Here is a 15,228-nt window from a genome sequence, read left to right as displayed (position 1 = left end):
GATATGTCTCGAAGCGTGGCTTAGAGACACATCTGTACTTTAGGCAAGGGATGACATCACTTAAGTTGTTCTTGATTTTCACAAACTAGTCATCACCTGAGCTAATTGATTAGATAAATCAATTACAGACTCCTGGCATTTTTTAAATAAAACACCAGCTAAAAAATAATAATTACCAGAATAAAATGCCATCTGATTTTTTTGGAGTTCTTCTATGTGGTTCTTTACCTTGGGGTCAGAGCTATAGTAGCCGAACTCCAAAGGTAACACCATGAAGTTTTGAACAGAATAACCATTTTCTTTTGCTAAATCCAACGTATTTATGGGATTAGAAAAGCTAGATATTAAAACCAACACATTTTCATAATCTAGCGATAAAAGCTCATTGGTAACTGTGGCTCCATCTACGCCTCCAAATAAGAGTGGCATATAAATATCGTTATCTGGTGCGGGAAGATAGGGCGGATTAGCTACAAGATACTCAGCATCGGGTTGAGAAGAATTAAACAAAGATGAATTGTGAATGATGTATTTATTAGTCAGATTGTATTCATCAATGGTCGAATTGGCGACTTTCCATGCAGAAGTATTTAATTCAAATCCCTGGATGACTCCATCAAACTTGTTTCTCAATAACGAATTAATTACAGGGCTGCCATCTCCTGAGCCAAACTCCACAATAGATTCAGAATTTTGACAATTTCTGAACACAAAACTTTCTAAGCAATTTGAGTAGAAATTAGATTCTTCAGGACAAAAAAAGATATCTTTCATTTGACTAAAATTCAAAGTGTAAGGTATAATCAATCTACTAGGAGGTTATTTATTACCTTGCATTCAGGCAATAAATAACTGTTGCTTTAGCAAAGGGTTGCTAAAGAAATTTGTTTGCAAGAGAATTAGCAATAAAAATGACTTAAAATGTCAAATTAAAATGCTAAGAATAACCTGCTATTGATAATTTTTGGGATTGATCGCATAAGTAAGCGGCTTATTTTGCTTCGCGTATCGATCGCACAACAGCACTAGCGGCGCGATCGCCCATTTGTTTCTCTTGGTCATAGCCAAGCACGAGTTCCCACGCATCATTGGGATATCGTTCTGCCAAAGACAAAGCTACATCATCTAACATCCAACGACCGTGCCGTTCATCTTCCTTAATGTGTAGTTCCCAATAACCCATCGCCGCCTCTGATAGTTCCAATCGTTGCGCCGCCGCCAGATAGTTTTTATAAGTCGCAGGGCCAGCCACTTCAAAATATGTCAACGCGCCACTGTAACGTAGAAAATAGCGTTTGCGATCGGTAGTCAGAAAGTTATGATTATCGCAAGCTAAGACTTCCCAAGGCACTAAATCGAAGTATCCTTCCGGTTCAGTGTTCATTCCAAACTCAGCCAGCATTTGAGCAAAAAATGTCGAGTGCTTGCGGGCTAAACGACCATTGCCGTACTCTTCTAGTAGTACTCGCACCAGCGTACACTGGATTTCATTAGCAGCACCACCCAATACGTAGCAAAGACGACTACCTTCAACCAAACCATCAAAGGAGCCGATCGCTAGCAAGTGACGATAACCAGCTTCAGTCATTTCCTCACGAATGTAGCGGCTATTCTCCGACAAAGGCGGATTTAAATCGGCAGATGCACGCTCAATTAAAGCTTGTTTTACATCCAATTGTTGCAGTGCAGCCACATCGATTTGTGCTAGTTCCCACTGTTGCCAAGCAGCTTCAATTTGGTCGCGACAAGAGTGCAAATACAGCGATCGCTCATTGGTATAATGCTGCAAATCATCGTACCAGAAAAGCTTTAGCCGATTGATTCGATAAAGTATCCGTTGCAGAAAACGGTGAGCCTGTTCATCAGAGCGATCGTTTTTATAAGCAGCCTCAATTGCCATAGAGAGTGACTGTTCAAACTCACTAGCTATTGAAGGATTTGCATTCAATTTATTATCCAAATCTTCCATTGCTAGCAATTCTATAAATTGCTCCTCAGCACGGTCGTACTTGGTAATTGTTCTTTCTTTAGTTTGCCTGCTATTTTTCGCAGCCTCAGTCTTAGGAAATATAACTAAATTGCTTTGCATGGAATCTTCGGTACTTTGGAAAAGTGAGAAATTATTTTCACCCCTAATATCTAGGTTTCCACACCAGTAGCTTTCTGTACCTCTTTCCCTGGTTATAAAGAAAAATTAAGTTTCAAAGGAATGGGGAGTGGGAAGAGGCAGTGTTTCGACTTCCTTCCCTACGGGACGCTACGCGCAGCTTGCTTCCCCCGAGGGGTACGACTACGCTCAGGGCAAGTCGCTCAACAACCGAGCAAGGAGCAGAGGGAAAAAAGTAATTTTTTATTCTCCCCCTGCCCCCACTACGGCACTCCCTTCTGTTCCTCAATTGCCTTACTGGGCGGAATCTGCTCAAGAGGAATAAGTGCTTCGATCACCGACTTCACAATTGGCGCGGCGACAGTAGAACCATAAGCACTTTCTCCTTTTGGCTCATCCACCAGTGCAAACACTACATAGCGAGGGGATTCCACGGGTAAAATAGCCACGAAACTGGTCATTCTCGCACCCTTGATGTATCCCCCATTGGGACTAGCTTTTTGGGCTGTACCAGTTTTACCAGCAATGCGATATCCCGGAATTTGTGCCGGCTTACCGCTACCTTCAGTAACAACAGTTTCCATCATTTCCACAACCTTTTGAGTTGTTGCGGTTGAAAAAATTTGCCGGGGGATGGTGTGAGTAGGTGAATCATGCATCTGCCCTTTGCTATCAATCAACCCGCGAACTACATGGGGTGTAACTAACTTACCGCCATTAGCTAAAGCACCGTGCATTTGCACTAGCTGTAACGGTGTCATGGAAAAGCCTTGTCCAAAGGAAGTAGTAGCTGCTTCAATTGGCGAAGCGATAAATTCTTCTTGACTTTTGAGCCGTCCGCCGACTTCAAAAGGTAAATCTGTATCAACTTTTTGTCCTAGCCCTAAGCGTTCTAACCAGTTGTAGTAAATTGAAGGCTTTAAACGTTGGATAATTTGCACCATGCCAATATTGCTAGAATATTGCAAAATCTGAGCGATGCTGATTCGCCCATTACCATTATTCATTGCATTTTTGATGGTGTAATTAGCGACTCGAATAGAACCGGAGTCATTAAACATATCATCTGGTTTGATGATGCCATTTTCCAGAGCGATCGCCACATTCAAAGGCTTAAAAGTCGATCCCGGTTCATAAAGATCCGCTACTGTCCAGTTTTTAAATAGTGAAATATTAGCTTTAGCATATTCATTAGGATTATAAGTAGGCTGAGAAACGAGGGCGAGTAAGGAACCATCCAATGCATCCATGACAATTACCGCTCCACGTTTGGCGTCAAACTTCTCCATCTGTTGTTTGAGCGCAATCCGAGCAATTCGTTGTAGACGGCTATCGATAGTGAGTTGTAATCGCAAATCGTCAAAATGCAAAAAACCTTCGGGCGCACGATCCGGCATCAAGACCCCATTTCCCGACCGACTGAGCCGCACCGTTTGCACGGGACGTTCTAGCAACTTCTCTTGAGAGTATTCCACACCAGCTTGACCACGGCGGTCAACATTCACATAGCCCACCACATCAGCAACCAAATCGTCTGGTGGGTAAAATCGGGAGTATTTTTGAGTCCACTCCAGGCCATTTAAGCGCAAAGAGATGACGCGATCGATAATTTCTTCTGGTAAGGCTGGCGCAAGTATAATTCCGCTTCTTTTGCTTTGAAAAGTTTTCACCAATTCAGCAGTATCTTTTGCCAAAATTGGCGCAAGTCGCTCTGCCATACTTTCATTAGACTTATCAAACAGCTTGGGATGAGCGTACAAAGTATATACAGGACGGTCAATAGCCAACAGATCGCTATTGCGATCTACCACTGGGCGACGGGGCATAAAAGGTCGCACACTCACCATTTGCTGGTTGCGTGCATACTCGGTTAACTTTGGCCCCTTGACAATTTGGAGATTATACAAGTTAATAGTCAACCCCAACCCTGATACCATTAATATGCCCCAAACAATGAACAGTCGGGACTTAGTATTGGATGTTTGGTCTTGCATACTAGAGGCTAATTTTCCCAAAAGCCCTCGTTTATCACCCTTGTCCTTGTGTCGCCCTGTAAATTTTGAATTCTGAAACTTTCTGAATTTTGTTTTCTTTGGTGACTTCTGCATTGGGTTTGTCCTTTGTCCTTTGTCTGTTGCCTTTTGTGATTAACCAGAAGTCTCAGTCCTAATGACTAATGACAAATGACAAATGACTCTTAGAGATTAGTATCCCAGTGGCGAGAGTGTTTGCGGTTGCGTTTCAGAATTTGGCGTTGTGTTAGGCGATGCTGGCTTAGGACTCTGAGATGCTGGAGGCAAGAAAATCATTCTTTCAGGAGTTGGCGATACCAGCCCTGCTGTTGGTTGTTCTGCTTCATTAGCCATTTTATTTTTCAGCGTCGCGTTGGTTGTCGTTAGCAGCCGTTCATGACGTTGGAGGTTTTGCAGTCTGCGATATGACTGACCCCAAAGCTCCTGAGAATAGACTGTCCAAGCATAAACAGCAAGTGTCGATGCTACTAACAAGAACGCCACAACTGAGGAATAACGATGAAAGGTATACAAGCGCAGTAACCACAAAGGTGCAGCTCCAGAATTAGGCATTGTGGGAAGCCCAAGAAAACCTTCCCCTGGACTCTTTTGGTTCCCATTCAACTGCTCATTGAGATTTGGTAATTGTTGTCTACCCAACTGTTTCCCTGATTTGGCTATAACTGCCTCATTTGTGGGAGAAACCGCTAATTTTTTTGAGGAACGCTGTTGTTTTTGAGAGGATACTGGTGTAGAAGCGCTTTGTGCTGCTGACTTTATACGCGGAGAGCGTCGCCTTCCTAAAGAAAGGATAGAATCTCGCCGGAACCAATTACCCTTTGTAGAAACAGTAGATTTACGAGCAACTACCATAAATTTTTAAATTTTTTTAGATGGAAAATAATGCACTTTAGATTGATTGTCTGTTTTTGCTCAGGTTAAAATCACCTTCTGTGCAACAAGCACACATAACAGACTATACCCTTTTAACTTTTCTGAGAGGTAGCTGTATCAATGTTTGCATCCCCTAGATATGCAATGTTTGCAATCAGCGATTAGAAACTGGACAGCTTACCCTTTCTGTATCGCACCTAAAGTATGGCAACCTCACGTGGCAAGATGCAATACTCTGTGAAAAAAATAAAATTTTTTGCTATCATAGCTCCGTTTGCTAAATAAGTTGGTATTTTTCGTTTTGCTCCTGAGTTAAGAGAAACTAATCAGGATACGTAATTCCAAAAACAATACCCCAAAGGATTGTTTTTTTTGAATATGTAATCTCGCAGAATTTAAAAAAAGCAATAAATACGGTATCGTATTCAACAGGCGAAAAATTGTTCTAGCCACAATTGGTGAAAGAGGAGTTATGAAAACAAAAATCTTTGGTTTTGCTTTAATGTTAAGTCTGGCTGCAATTCTTGGGGCTTGTGAAGGTGGTGGTGATGGTGCTGGTACTGCTACTCCAGCTGCTACAGGTGAACCAACTGATGCACCTGGTAAGACTACCCCCGCAGCAACTCCCGCAGCGACTCCCGCAGCTACCACTCCTGCTACTCCTAAATAAGGCATCTTAAACTTTAGTTTAAATCGCACCCAGAACTACTTAGTGACAGCATTCCTCACTACATAGCTCGAATTAATTGGGTTAACGAAAAAGCCTCATTTTTATGCTGGTTTATCAGAGCCTAGAGTTTGCTCAAATATCAACTAAGTAGGGCAGTAAGTAGAGGACACTGGTAAAGAGGGTTATGTCCTCTACCAAGTGTCCTCCTGAAATTCCCACCCGTTCAAACCTTGTTACCAGTCCAAGAGAGTTGAGTCAATCTAAGCTATTTTGTCGGCAGGTACTTCCCTCGTTTGGCATTTTTAATTGCTTATACTACTGAGTTTTGAGAGGGTAAAATAATTTATCGCGATCGCTGGCAATTGCTCTTGAGGATTCCTGTAGTCTATTCCGTATCAGGAAAGACTTGGTAATCTCCCTTGATGTTGCCAGATTTTTATTGGGAAAATTTGGGCATGGGAAAAACAGATTTTCATCCTGCGTTGTGAAGGTAGTTCAGGAGATGAGGAGAGTTAAAACGAGAAAATCTATAAAATTACTGAGCTTAATTGTAATTACTGTAACTTCGATTGTTTTAAGTAGCTATTGGAGATCGGCAGCAATAGCATTACCGCCACCAGAAGATACACCAGAAGAAATATTACGGACAAAGATTATTATAGAAGCGCGATCGCCTATTGATGGAAGACTCCTAACAGCTGCTGAGTATATCCAATTGCAAGCCCAGCTGCAAGAAGTCCCGCCACCAAAACTAGACCCCAAAATTCGAGAACAAATTTTCTTGCTTCGCTTACGTAAAACCTTATTCCAGTTTTTTCCATTTTTAAATTTTTGATAAATTCGTCATTAGTCATTAGTCATTAGTCATTCATCCTCTGCCCAATACCCCTCAATAGTGACCAGTTATGTTAGCGGATAGCTAGGGTTTAGCCCGTGCTGAGTTCTGAGTAAAGAAGTTAAGATTCCCTACTCAGCGCTCGGAACTGTTTTGCCCTATGCCCTATGCCCAATGCCTCATGCTCAATACCCCATTCTGATGTAGGATAACGGTGACGACAAAATTGCAAATAAATGTAAAGAATATATATAGATATTAAAAAAGTAGATTTAGTCAATCACGTTATTTCACTTAGGTAGCTTCATGTCCATGACCACGATCGCCCCTGAACAGGTTAACAGCATCGTTTGGAATCAGCATAACGATCCCTTTGAAATACTAGGTTCTCATCCCATAGAACAAGACGGCAAAACTGTCTGGGCTGTGCGGGCCTACTTACCAAATGCAAGTGCAGCATGGGTCGTTCTTCCTGAACAACGTAAAGAATACCCAATGCAAACGGTGCACGATCCTCACTTTTTTGAATGCACCATTGAAACTGCCGAACTGGCAAACTACCAGTTACGGATTAAAGAAGGAGAACATGAGCGTGTCATCTATGACCCTTACGCTTTCCGTTCTCCCCGCTTGACAGACTTTGACTTGCATTTGTTTGGTGAAGGCAACCATCACCGGATATATGAAAAACTTGGAGCGCACCCCACGGAAATAGACGGCGTTAAAGGTGTTTATTTTGCCGTTTGGGCACCTAACGCTCGTAATGTTTCATTGTTGGGAGATTTTAATCTCTGGGATGGACGTAAAAACCAGATGCGTAAAGGCCCCACCGGAGTCTGGGAATTATTTATTCCTGAAATTGGTGTAGGGGAGTCTTACAAATATGAAATCAAAAATTTTGAAGGACACATTTACGAAAAATCCGATCCCTACGGTTTCCAGCAGGAACCCCGTCCAAAAACAGCATCCATTGTCACTGATTTAGATACTTACAGTTGGAGTGATGAAGAGTGGATGGAAAAGCGGCGTCGCACTGAACCGCTAACTCAGCCAGTTTCAGTTTACGAAGTGCATTTAGGCTCTTGGTTACACGCTTCGAGTGCAGAACCAGCTAAACTCCCCAATGGTGAAACGGAACCTGTAGTTGTCGTTTCGGAACTGAAACCGGGCGCACGCTTCCTTACCTACCGGGAACTAGCTGACCGACTCATTCCTTATGTCAAAGAATTAGGATACACCCACATAGAAATGCTGCCCATTGCGGAGCATCCCTTTGATGGTTCTTGGGGTTATCAAGTAACTGGTTACTATGCCCCTACCTCCCGTTTTGGCAGCCCCGAAGATTTCATGTATTTTGTTGACAAATGTCACGAAAATGATATCGGGGTAATTGTAGATTGGGTTCCTGGTCACTTCCCCAAAGATGGTCATGGTTTAGCTTTCTTTGATGGTAGCCACCTATACGAACACTCTGACCCCCGCAAAGGCGAACATAAAGGATGGGGTACTTTGGTGTTCAACTATGGTCGCCATGAAGTTTGTAATTTCTTAGCAGCAAATGCCCTCTTCTGGTTTGATAAATACCACATTGACGGGATTCGTGTCGATGCTGTTGCCTCAATGCTCTATAACGACTATTGCCGCGAACCAGGAGAATGGCTGCCCAATCAGTACGGTGGCAGAGAAAACCTAGAAGCAGCAGATTTTCTGCGTCAGGTAAATCACATTATCTTTAGTTATTTCCCCGGTATTCTCTCAATTGCGGAAGAATCCACTTCCTGGCCAATGGTATCTTGGCCCACCTACACAGGCGGACTGGGCTTTAACTTGAAGTGGGATATGGGGTGGATGCACGATATGCTGGATTACTTCAGCATGGACCCTTGGTTCCGTCAGTTCCACCAAAACAATATCACTTTTAGTATGTGGTACAACCACAGCGAGAACTTCATGCTGGCTTTGTCTCACGATGAAGTGGTGCATGGTAAGAGCAATATCATCGGCAAAATGCCGGGGGATACATGGCAGAAGTTAGCTAATGTGCGTTGTTTATTTAGCTATATGTTTGCTCACCCAGGCAAGAAAACCATGTTTATGAGCATGGAGTTTGGGCAGTGGAGTGAGTGGAATGCTTGGGCAGATTTGGAGTGGCATTTATTACAGCATGAAGCCCACCAAAAGTTAAAAACGTTTTTCCAAGAGTTGAACCATCTTTATCGTTCTGAGCCAGTTTTGTATACCCAGGATTTTGCTGAACCGGGGTTTGAGTGGATTGATTGTAGCGACAATCGCCATAGTGTAGTTTCCTTCATGCGTCGTGACAAGGATTCTGATGATTTTGCGATCGTGGTTTGTAATTTTACACCACAACCCCATTCTCATTACCGTATCGGTGTACCGCAAAAGGGATTTTATACCGAGTTGTTCAATAGTGATGCGCGTCAGTATGGCGGCAGTAATATGGGCAACTTAGGTGGTAAATGGACGGATGATTGGTCTTTGCACAGTCGTCCTTATTCACTGGATTTGTGTTTACCACCTTTGGGTGTGTTGATTCTGAAGTTGGATAAGAAGAAGACTGCTGAGGTAATGGGATAACTATTTGGAGTGGGGCGATGCCCATAGGTGTCAACTTAACGCTAAACCCGCTTGGTGACAACGTTTTGCCCTCACCCCCAGCCCCTCTCCCATCGGTGAGAGGGGAGCTAGACATTCAATTCCCCTTCTCCCTTGGGAGAAGGGGTTAGGGGATGAGGGCGTGAGGAATTTGCAAAACGCCTGTCCGATATAGTTTTCGGCTTAAGTTGACACCAATGGTAATGCCCACCCTACACAAAATTTCACCTATTCACAGCTACTCAACCCAGTTCTCTAATAGACTCTGTTGAAATTAAATATGCGTTATTAAGCTATTCCACATTTAAGTTGCAATAGTAATATTACCCTTATTCTTAATTTTTCTTCCCCATTTAATAATTAATTCTCCTTGATTTAACAGCTTATCAAGTAAATTTTTTAGTTCATCGACTGATTTAAATAACCTGTGGGCTACATATTCTTTAGCTGAATGCCATACCAATTCTACTAAATTCATATCTGGGCTATATGCCGGCAGAAAATATAGTTGAATGTTTGGCAACTCTTTCTCAATTGCCTCTATAATTACTTTCTTTTTATGGTAACTAGCGTTATCCAGAATAATTAAAATTACTGGGCCATTCTCGGAAAAATTAGATTCTAGATTTCCTGCTAAAACCCATTCTTTTTTCACAAATTCATTTAATTTTTTTAACTGCGCATAAAAAATTTCACCATTCCCTTTCTCAATGAAATAACACATTCTCTTGCTGTCGTGATATCTTACTCCTCCCATTATATTTACACGCCCGCGACTCCTCTGACCTGTTACTTTTTTACTCGAACCTTTTTTGCTCCAATTTTTACGTCTAATTACCCTGAGACTAAAACCACTCTCATCCCAAAACCAGACTTGTAACCTTTCAGGGCAAGACTTTGAAGCTTCTAGATATCCAAGCAGTTTTTCTTTAAAGACCTCTCTTTTTATCGGATCTTGCTTATCCTCTAGACTGTATTTTGCCCAAAGGTAAGCATACTTTTTTTGCTTTAATATTCTCCTGACTTGTTCTCCGCTTAACTTAATATCAGTTCTTTTGTCTAAATATGTAGCTAATCTTGCTGTTGTCCATCGTCCAAATTCATAGCCTAATTCACTTGGTTCTTTGTCAATAACTTCCATTAATAATTCAATATATTCATTTGTTGCTTTCTGGTAATTTCCTTTTCTCCTGCCATCTTTTAGACTTTCTAAATTGTCTGGATCACCATGAACACACCAATATGCTACACTTCTACATGAACAGCCTAAAAATTCACTTATCTCCTGATAAGTTTTTCCATCATTCATCAGAAGTAACATCAATATTCTCTGTATAAATTGAGAGCGATCGCTATCTTTTAAAGCTTTTTGTAAATTGTCTTTTTGAGATTGAGCTAGAAACCCTTTAGCAGGCATGATAACGCTATAGACACGGATATATCTATTTTACCATTTATGCAATTTAAATGTGGAACAGCTTACCCTTGTAGAGATGTAGCAGTGCTACCTCTCTACATTCTTTTATATAGCGATTTATTGACTTGCGATCGCTCTGCATTTACCCGTGGAATTATACTTAGTACTCAGAGAAAGCAGACTACTGAAGGCTGACAGTAGCTAGTTGCTAAGTAATAATAAATCCATCTGTCGATAGATGCACTTTTCTACTGAGACAAAGTTTTGCGATGCGATCGCCCTATTCAAGTATTGGGTAGCGGGGGATATGGCTCAAAAGCCAAAATTTTGTATAGTACAAATGTATGATTTGTTAGCCCTAATCCTAGATATTTTATAATAATTCTCATGACACAGATTAAGCCTCAAGTAAAGCGCACAGAAGAATTGCGCCAGTTATTGCAGCAAGCAAGCTATGCTTATTACGTCCTAGATGCTCCAATCATGGAGGATGCAGTCTATGACCAGCTATATCGAGAATTGCAACAACTAGAAACTCAATATCCAGAATTGACAGCACCCGATAGTCCGACTCAGCGCGTGGGTGAGCTTAGGCATACGCAGTTTACCTCGGTGCGGCACAATATCCCCTTGTACAGTCTGGAGAATGCATTCAATATTGATGAGTTGCAAGCATGGGATCAGCGTTGGCGGCGACAAGTACCGAAAATAGATTCAGTGGAATATGTCACTGAACTTAAAATTGATGGTTCTGCTTTGGCTCTTACTTACCAAGATGGCATTCTAGTTAGAGGTACAACTAGGGGTGATGGGGTAACGGGTGAAGATATCACTCAAAATGTGCGGACAATTCGCTCAATTCCCTTACGTTTGAATTTTGAAGGGTTAGAAATTCTAGAAAGGGTAGAAGTTCGAGGTGAGGCGTTTTTGCCGTTGGAAGTGTTTAAACAAATCAACGAGGAAAGACAAAAAGCCAGCGAGCAATTATTTGCCAATCCCCGTAATGCCGCAGCTGGAACACTCAGACAACTAGACTCCCGCATTGTGGCTAAACGGCGGTTAGATTTCTTTGGCTACACCCTGCACATTCCTGGTAGAGATGACACTAGTATTGCTAATACCCAATGGGAAGCGTTGGAGTTGTTGGAAAAGATGGGTTTTCGAGTCAACCCCAACCACAAACGCTGTGCTTCGATCGCAGAAGTGGCAAAATATTACGAATATTGGGATACAGAACGGCTGAATTTACCCTACATGACTGATGGGGTAGTGGTGAAGCTGAATTCTTTTAAACTTCAGGAACAGCTAGGATTTACGCAAAAATTTCCCCGGTGGGCGATCGCTTTGAAGTATCCAGCCGAAGAAGCACCTACGCGTGTGGAAAATATTGCTGTAAATGTTGGGAGAACAGGGGCATTAACGCCATTAGCAGAGATGCGCCCGGTGCAACTAGCGGGTACAACAGTTTCCCGCGCTACTTTACATAATAGCGATCGCATTACTCAATTAGACATCCGCATTGGCGATACTGTGATTGTCCGCAAAGCTGGAGAAATCATTCCAGAAGTGCTGAGGGTAATCAAAGAACTCCGTCCCGCTGACACCGAACCCTTCGTTATGCCTACCCATTGCCCAGTCTGCGGCCAATCGGTGGTGCGAGAATTAGGTGAGGCGGTGACTCGCTGCGTCAATGCTTCCTGTGCGGCGATTCTCAAAGGTTCCATTGAACATTGGGTAAGTCGTGATGCCTTAGATATTAAAGGCATGGGGGAAAAGTTGGTATATCAACTCGTTGATAAAGGTTTGGTGCATTCCGTTGCTGATTTATATGAGTTGACAGCAGAGAAGTTATCTGCATTGGAAAGGATGGGGAAAAAGTCGGCAGAGAAATTAATCGATGCGATCGCTCAGTCAAAAAATCAACCTTGGTCAAGGGTATTGTATGGTTTAGGCATCCGTCACGTTGGCAGTGTAAATGCTCAATTATTGACTCAGAAATATTTCACTGTAGACCAGTTAGCGGCAGCAAAGCAATCAGATATTGAAGGAATTTACGGTATTGGTGCTGAAATTGCCCAATCTGTGTACCAGTGGTTTCGGATTGATGCTAACCAAAGGTTAATAGAACGCTTACAAGCAGAAGGATTGCAATTAACTGCCACCGAGGAAACAAAAATAGTTGGTGATGGTAATCAAAAGTTTGCAGGTAAAACTTTTGTAATTACGGGAACATTGCCAACCTTAAAGCGGGATGAAGCGAAGGCTTTGATTCAAAAAGCTGGGGGAAAAGTGACTGATTCAGTGAGTAAAAAAACAGATTATTTAGTTTTAGGAGAAGATGCCGGTTCCAAGTTAGAAAAAGCTCTTTCTTTAGGAATTACGCAGTTAAATGAGGCGCAATTTTTAGAGATGGTTGAAGGTTGAAACAAGGTATCTATTCTGCAAATAATTTAGGATTTCTATAGCACAATGCAGTTCATATAAGCCCAAAACCCTGATGTAGAGACGCGATTTATCGCGTCTTGAAAGACCAATCATATCATGTCCGACTAAATACTTGTCATTACGTTCGCTCTTAGCGTTCCCGCAGGGTACGCAGCGATAGCGGAGTGAAGTAATCGCAATGACTCTGTGATTCCTTCGTTTCACTCCGTTCCAATCGCAATAACATATCATAAGTGATTAAGCGGACATGATATCATCTACTAAAACGAGGGCAAGTTATTCGGGTCAATACCCTGAGATTGCAAATAAGCAATCAGTCGTTCTTTTTCCTGACGTTCTTGTTCAGCGCGTTGGCATTCTTGTTCTGCACGTTGACGTTCTTGTTCGGCGCGTTGACGTTCTTGTTCAATCTGTTCTACAGCCCACGCTAACAAATTACCATCTCGATCCCACCAGCGCAACCAATAACCAGTGCGACCTTCTTTTGTTCCTTGCCAAGTTCCTAAAAATAAGCCCATTACATCAATCCAATGACGACCATTTTCGTCAGGTTGCTTTAACTCATAGCGTTTATTTTCTAGTTGATAATATTCTAATAAACCGCCATAAGGTTCAAAAATTATGTAGATGGGAATTTGCAAAATTTGCTCATAGAAAAACCATTTTCCTGGTGGATAAGTTCGCTTGACCGAATATTCTCCACCCTCAGTATCGGATAAAAATTCGATAGCGATCGCCGGAATATCTCCTTCTAAATTCGGTGTATAACTTTTGCGGTTAGCCACCACTTCATTAACCGACGGCACATAAACCCAGTCTGGTGCTTTGGCAATAAATTGCTCGTTAATAGTGGCACAAAGACCAAAGTTTGAAGCTATCAACATTTGGGGTTGAATGAATCCACTGATTTCTAGGCTTTCACGCAAAGCACCAGCCAAAAGTGGCTGACCGGTATTCTCCACTGGTTCATCCTCTAGTTGAAAATCCTTAGGTAAGGCTTCCCAAGAGATTACCAGTTCTGTTGCAGATTTGCTTTGGCTGAGTTGGGTTGCCATAAACACAGCATGAATTTATTCTCGATCTTATCGCAAGCGATACTAGGATCAAAAAAAGGGGCAGAAAACCCGCCCCTCTATTTAACCCAACGGTGTACACACAAATCGAATTACCCCCCTTAATCCCCCCTTATAAAGCTATCCATTACCCGCATCTTTCTCAACAAAAATACAACTTACTTAAAATATGCCAAAAGCATTGATAGGTATAGTTTTTGAGAGAAGAGAATATTTGAGGGTAATGGTGCATCATGGAAAAATGGGCAGCATCCGAATTAAAACAGGCAGATTTAGGAGACGCAAGACGAAACAAGCGTCTGGTAAGGATCGTAGAAGACTTGGCAGCACAACCAAGCAGCAGCGTACCTCAAGCCTGTGGAAACATACAAGCAAAACCCAGAGCGTGATGCAAGGACAGCAAAACTAACACTCTTTCAAGCCACTTTTGAGATACAAGTACCCTTACACCATATCCGACGTTTACAGTTGAAGCCTGTAAAATTGCAGGTAATTCTGGCACTTGAAGAAAACCCGCCAGATGGAATCAAACCGATTAGCTGGTTGTTGCTTACTACCCTTAAAGCTAACAGTTTTGAAGAGGCTGCCCGTTGCGTTCGCTGGTACACATATCGTTGGTTGATAGAACGTTACCACTACACATTAAAAAGTGGTTGTGGAATTGAAAAATTACAGCTTGAAACCGCAAGGCGAATCGATATGGCACTGGCAACATATTCAATTGTGGCGTGGCGTTTGTTATGGCTAACTTATGAAGCCAGATTTAACCCTGATATGCCATGTGATTCTGTTCTAGAAATCGATGAATGGCAGTCTTTGTGTGCCACTATCAACAAAAATCCAATCCCACCCAAAAAGCCGCCTTCTTTACGCGAAGCAGTACGAATGATTGCAATATTAGGTGGCTTTTTAGGTCGAAAGGGTGATGGAGAACCTGGTGTTAAGACTATTTGGCGGGGATTACAGCGATTACACGATATCGCTGCAACCTGGAAACTACTCTACCAGAATTGTCAAATATGTATTTAGCGATCGCCGATCAAATTAACCTTATTCACATTCTCCTCCTTTTGTCAACTATCTACATGTTGCATTGTTCCATAATCCTTTTCCTGACTTACTTACAGCAATGTTAAGAAACATGTGACTAATGCATAGC

The 15,228-nt window shown here is 42.1% G+C and carries 12 protein-coding genes and 1 pseudogene; 7 read left to right on the top strand and 6 right to left on the bottom strand.

Annotation, left to right across the window (positions count from 1 at the left end; all coding sequences use genetic code 11):
* Nucleotides 1-78: 78 nt before the first annotated feature.
* The 4 genes from CDG76_RS22790 to CDG76_RS22775 all read right to left on the bottom strand — a co-directional run bounded on the left by CDG76_RS22790 (nucleotide 79) and on the right by CDG76_RS22775 (nucleotide 4,992).
* Nucleotides 79-774: an SAM-dependent methyltransferase gene (locus CDG76_RS22790; RefSeq protein WP_094351203.1), complete on the bottom strand. Its 696-nt coding sequence runs from the start codon at nucleotides 772-774 to the stop codon at nucleotides 79-81.
* A gap of 217 nt (nucleotides 775-991) precedes the next feature.
* The gene (locus CDG76_RS22785; protein WP_094351202.1) at nucleotides 992-2,089 is read right to left on the bottom strand and encodes an iron-containing redox enzyme family protein; all 1,098 of its coding nucleotides are present in this window, start codon (nucleotides 2,087-2,089) and stop codon (nucleotides 992-994) included.
* Nucleotides 2,090-2,370: 281 nt separating this feature from the next.
* Nucleotides 2,371-4,101, bottom strand: coding sequence for a peptidoglycan D,D-transpeptidase FtsI family protein (locus CDG76_RS22780; RefSeq protein WP_442946384.1), 1,731 nt, complete (start codon nucleotides 4,099-4,101; stop codon nucleotides 2,371-2,373).
* 210 nt (nucleotides 4,102-4,311) lie between these two features.
* A complete protein-coding gene (locus CDG76_RS22775) occupies nucleotides 4,312-4,992 on the bottom strand; it encodes a hypothetical protein (RefSeq protein WP_094351200.1) in 681 nt (226 codons plus the stop codon).
* Between the two features lie 493 nt (nucleotides 4,993-5,485).
* Here CDG76_RS22775 and CDG76_RS22770 point away from each other — a divergent pair, with 493 nt between their 5' ends.
* The 3 genes from CDG76_RS22770 to glgB all read left to right on the top strand — a co-directional run bounded on the left by CDG76_RS22770 (nucleotide 5,486) and on the right by glgB (nucleotide 9,116).
* A complete protein-coding gene (locus CDG76_RS22770) occupies nucleotides 5,486-5,683 on the top strand; it encodes a hypothetical protein (protein WP_094351199.1) in 198 nt (65 codons plus the stop codon).
* A 502-nt stretch (nucleotides 5,684-6,185) separates the two neighbouring features.
* Nucleotides 6,186-6,518 carry a hypothetical protein gene (locus tag CDG76_RS22765; RefSeq protein WP_094351198.1) on the top strand — a complete coding sequence of 111 codons (333 nt, stop codon included), beginning with the start codon at nucleotides 6,186-6,188 and terminating at the stop codon, nucleotides 6,516-6,518.
* Between the two features lie 306 nt (nucleotides 6,519-6,824).
* On the top strand, nucleotides 6,825-9,116 hold the full coding sequence (glgB, locus tag CDG76_RS22760; RefSeq protein WP_190240946.1) for a 1,4-alpha-glucan branching enzyme: 2,292 nt from the start codon (nucleotides 6,825-6,827) through the stop codon (nucleotides 9,114-9,116).
* A 322-nt stretch (nucleotides 9,117-9,438) separates the two neighbouring features.
* On the opposite strand, the gene CDG76_RS22755 is transcribed toward glgB, so the two are convergent.
* Nucleotides 9,439-10,551 (bottom strand): IS630 family transposase, encoded by a 1,113-nt coding sequence (locus tag CDG76_RS22755; RefSeq protein WP_094347467.1) that lies wholly within the window; start codon nucleotides 10,549-10,551, stop codon nucleotides 9,439-9,441.
* Between the two features lie 39 nt (nucleotides 10,552-10,590).
* Here CDG76_RS22755 and CDG76_RS37565 point away from each other — a divergent pair, with 39 nt between their 5' ends.
* On the top strand, nucleotides 10,591-10,746 hold the full coding sequence (locus CDG76_RS37565) for a hypothetical protein (RefSeq protein WP_190240945.1): 156 nt from the start codon (nucleotides 10,591-10,593) through the stop codon (nucleotides 10,744-10,746).
* A gap of 192 nt (nucleotides 10,747-10,938) precedes the next feature.
* Nucleotides 10,939-12,975 (top strand): NAD-dependent DNA ligase LigA, encoded by a 2,037-nt coding sequence (gene ligA / locus CDG76_RS22750; RefSeq protein ID WP_094351196.1) that lies wholly within the window; start codon nucleotides 10,939-10,941, stop codon nucleotides 12,973-12,975.
* A gap of 281 nt (nucleotides 12,976-13,256) precedes the next feature.
* On the opposite strand, the gene CDG76_RS22745 is transcribed toward ligA, so the two are convergent.
* Nucleotides 13,257-14,051 (bottom strand): Uma2 family endonuclease, encoded by a 795-nt coding sequence (locus CDG76_RS22745; protein ID WP_094351195.1) that lies wholly within the window; start codon nucleotides 14,049-14,051, stop codon nucleotides 13,257-13,259.
* A 251-nt stretch (nucleotides 14,052-14,302) separates the two neighbouring features.
* Between CDG76_RS22745 and CDG76_RS22740 the strand changes: the two genes are divergently transcribed.
* Nucleotides 14,303-14,458, top strand: coding sequence for an IS4/Tn5 family transposase DNA-binding protein (locus CDG76_RS22740; RefSeq protein ID WP_094348690.1), 156 nt, complete (start codon nucleotides 14,303-14,305; stop codon nucleotides 14,456-14,458).
* A pseudogene (locus CDG76_RS22735) lies at nucleotides 14,439-15,098 on the top strand (IS4 family transposase); the annotation flags it as partial. The gene CDG76_RS22740 and the pseudogene CDG76_RS22735, both read left to right, overlap by 20 nt.
* Nucleotides 15,099-15,228: the final 130 nt, after the last annotated feature.

Origin of the sequence: Nostoc sp. 'Peltigera membranacea cyanobiont' 210A (assembly GCF_002246015.1) — a bacterium.
GTDB lineage: Bacteria > Cyanobacteriota > Cyanobacteriia > Cyanobacteriales > Nostocaceae > Nostoc.
The sequence above is the reverse complement of the archived record's forward strand: the minus strand, read 5'-3'. Positions and strand labels throughout refer to the sequence as shown.

Excerpts from the sequence above, each read along its gene's own strand:
- CDG76_RS22775 (WP_094351200.1), bottom strand. The coding sequence starts at position 4,992 with ATGGTAGTTGCTCGTAAATCTACTGTTTCTACAAAGGGTAATTGGTTC.
- CDG76_RS22745 (WP_094351195.1), bottom strand. The coding sequence starts at position 14,051 with ATGGCAACCCAACTCAGCCAAAGCAAATCTGCAACAGAACTGGTAATC.
- ligA (WP_094351196.1), top strand. The coding sequence starts at position 10,939 with ATGACACAGATTAAGCCTCAAGTAAAGCGCACAGAAGAATTGCGCCAG.
- CDG76_RS22755 (WP_094347467.1), bottom strand. The coding sequence starts at position 10,551 with ATGCCTGCTAAAGGGTTTCTAGCTCAATCTCAAAAAGACAATTTACAA.
- CDG76_RS22770 (WP_094351199.1), top strand. The coding sequence starts at position 5,486 with ATGAAAACAAAAATCTTTGGTTTTGCTTTAATGTTAAGTCTGGCTGCA.
- CDG76_RS22790 (WP_094351203.1), bottom strand. The coding sequence starts at position 774 with ATGAAAGATATCTTTTTTTGTCCTGAAGAATCTAATTTCTACTCAAAT.
- CDG76_RS22765 (WP_094351198.1), top strand. The coding sequence starts at position 6,186 with ATGAGGAGAGTTAAAACGAGAAAATCTATAAAATTACTGAGCTTAATT.
- CDG76_RS22740 (WP_094348690.1), top strand. The coding sequence starts at position 14,303 with ATGGAAAAATGGGCAGCATCCGAATTAAAACAGGCAGATTTAGGAGAC.
- CDG76_RS22780 (WP_442946384.1), bottom strand. The coding sequence starts at position 4,101 with ATGCAAGACCAAACATCCAATACTAAGTCCCGACTGTTCATTGTTTGG.
- CDG76_RS37565 (WP_190240945.1), top strand. The coding sequence starts at position 10,591 with ATGCAATTTAAATGTGGAACAGCTTACCCTTGTAGAGATGTAGCAGTG.
- glgB (WP_190240946.1), top strand. The coding sequence starts at position 6,825 with ATGTCCATGACCACGATCGCCCCTGAACAGGTTAACAGCATCGTTTGG.
- CDG76_RS22785 (WP_094351202.1), bottom strand. The coding sequence starts at position 2,089 with ATGCAAAGCAATTTAGTTATATTTCCTAAGACTGAGGCTGCGAAAAAT.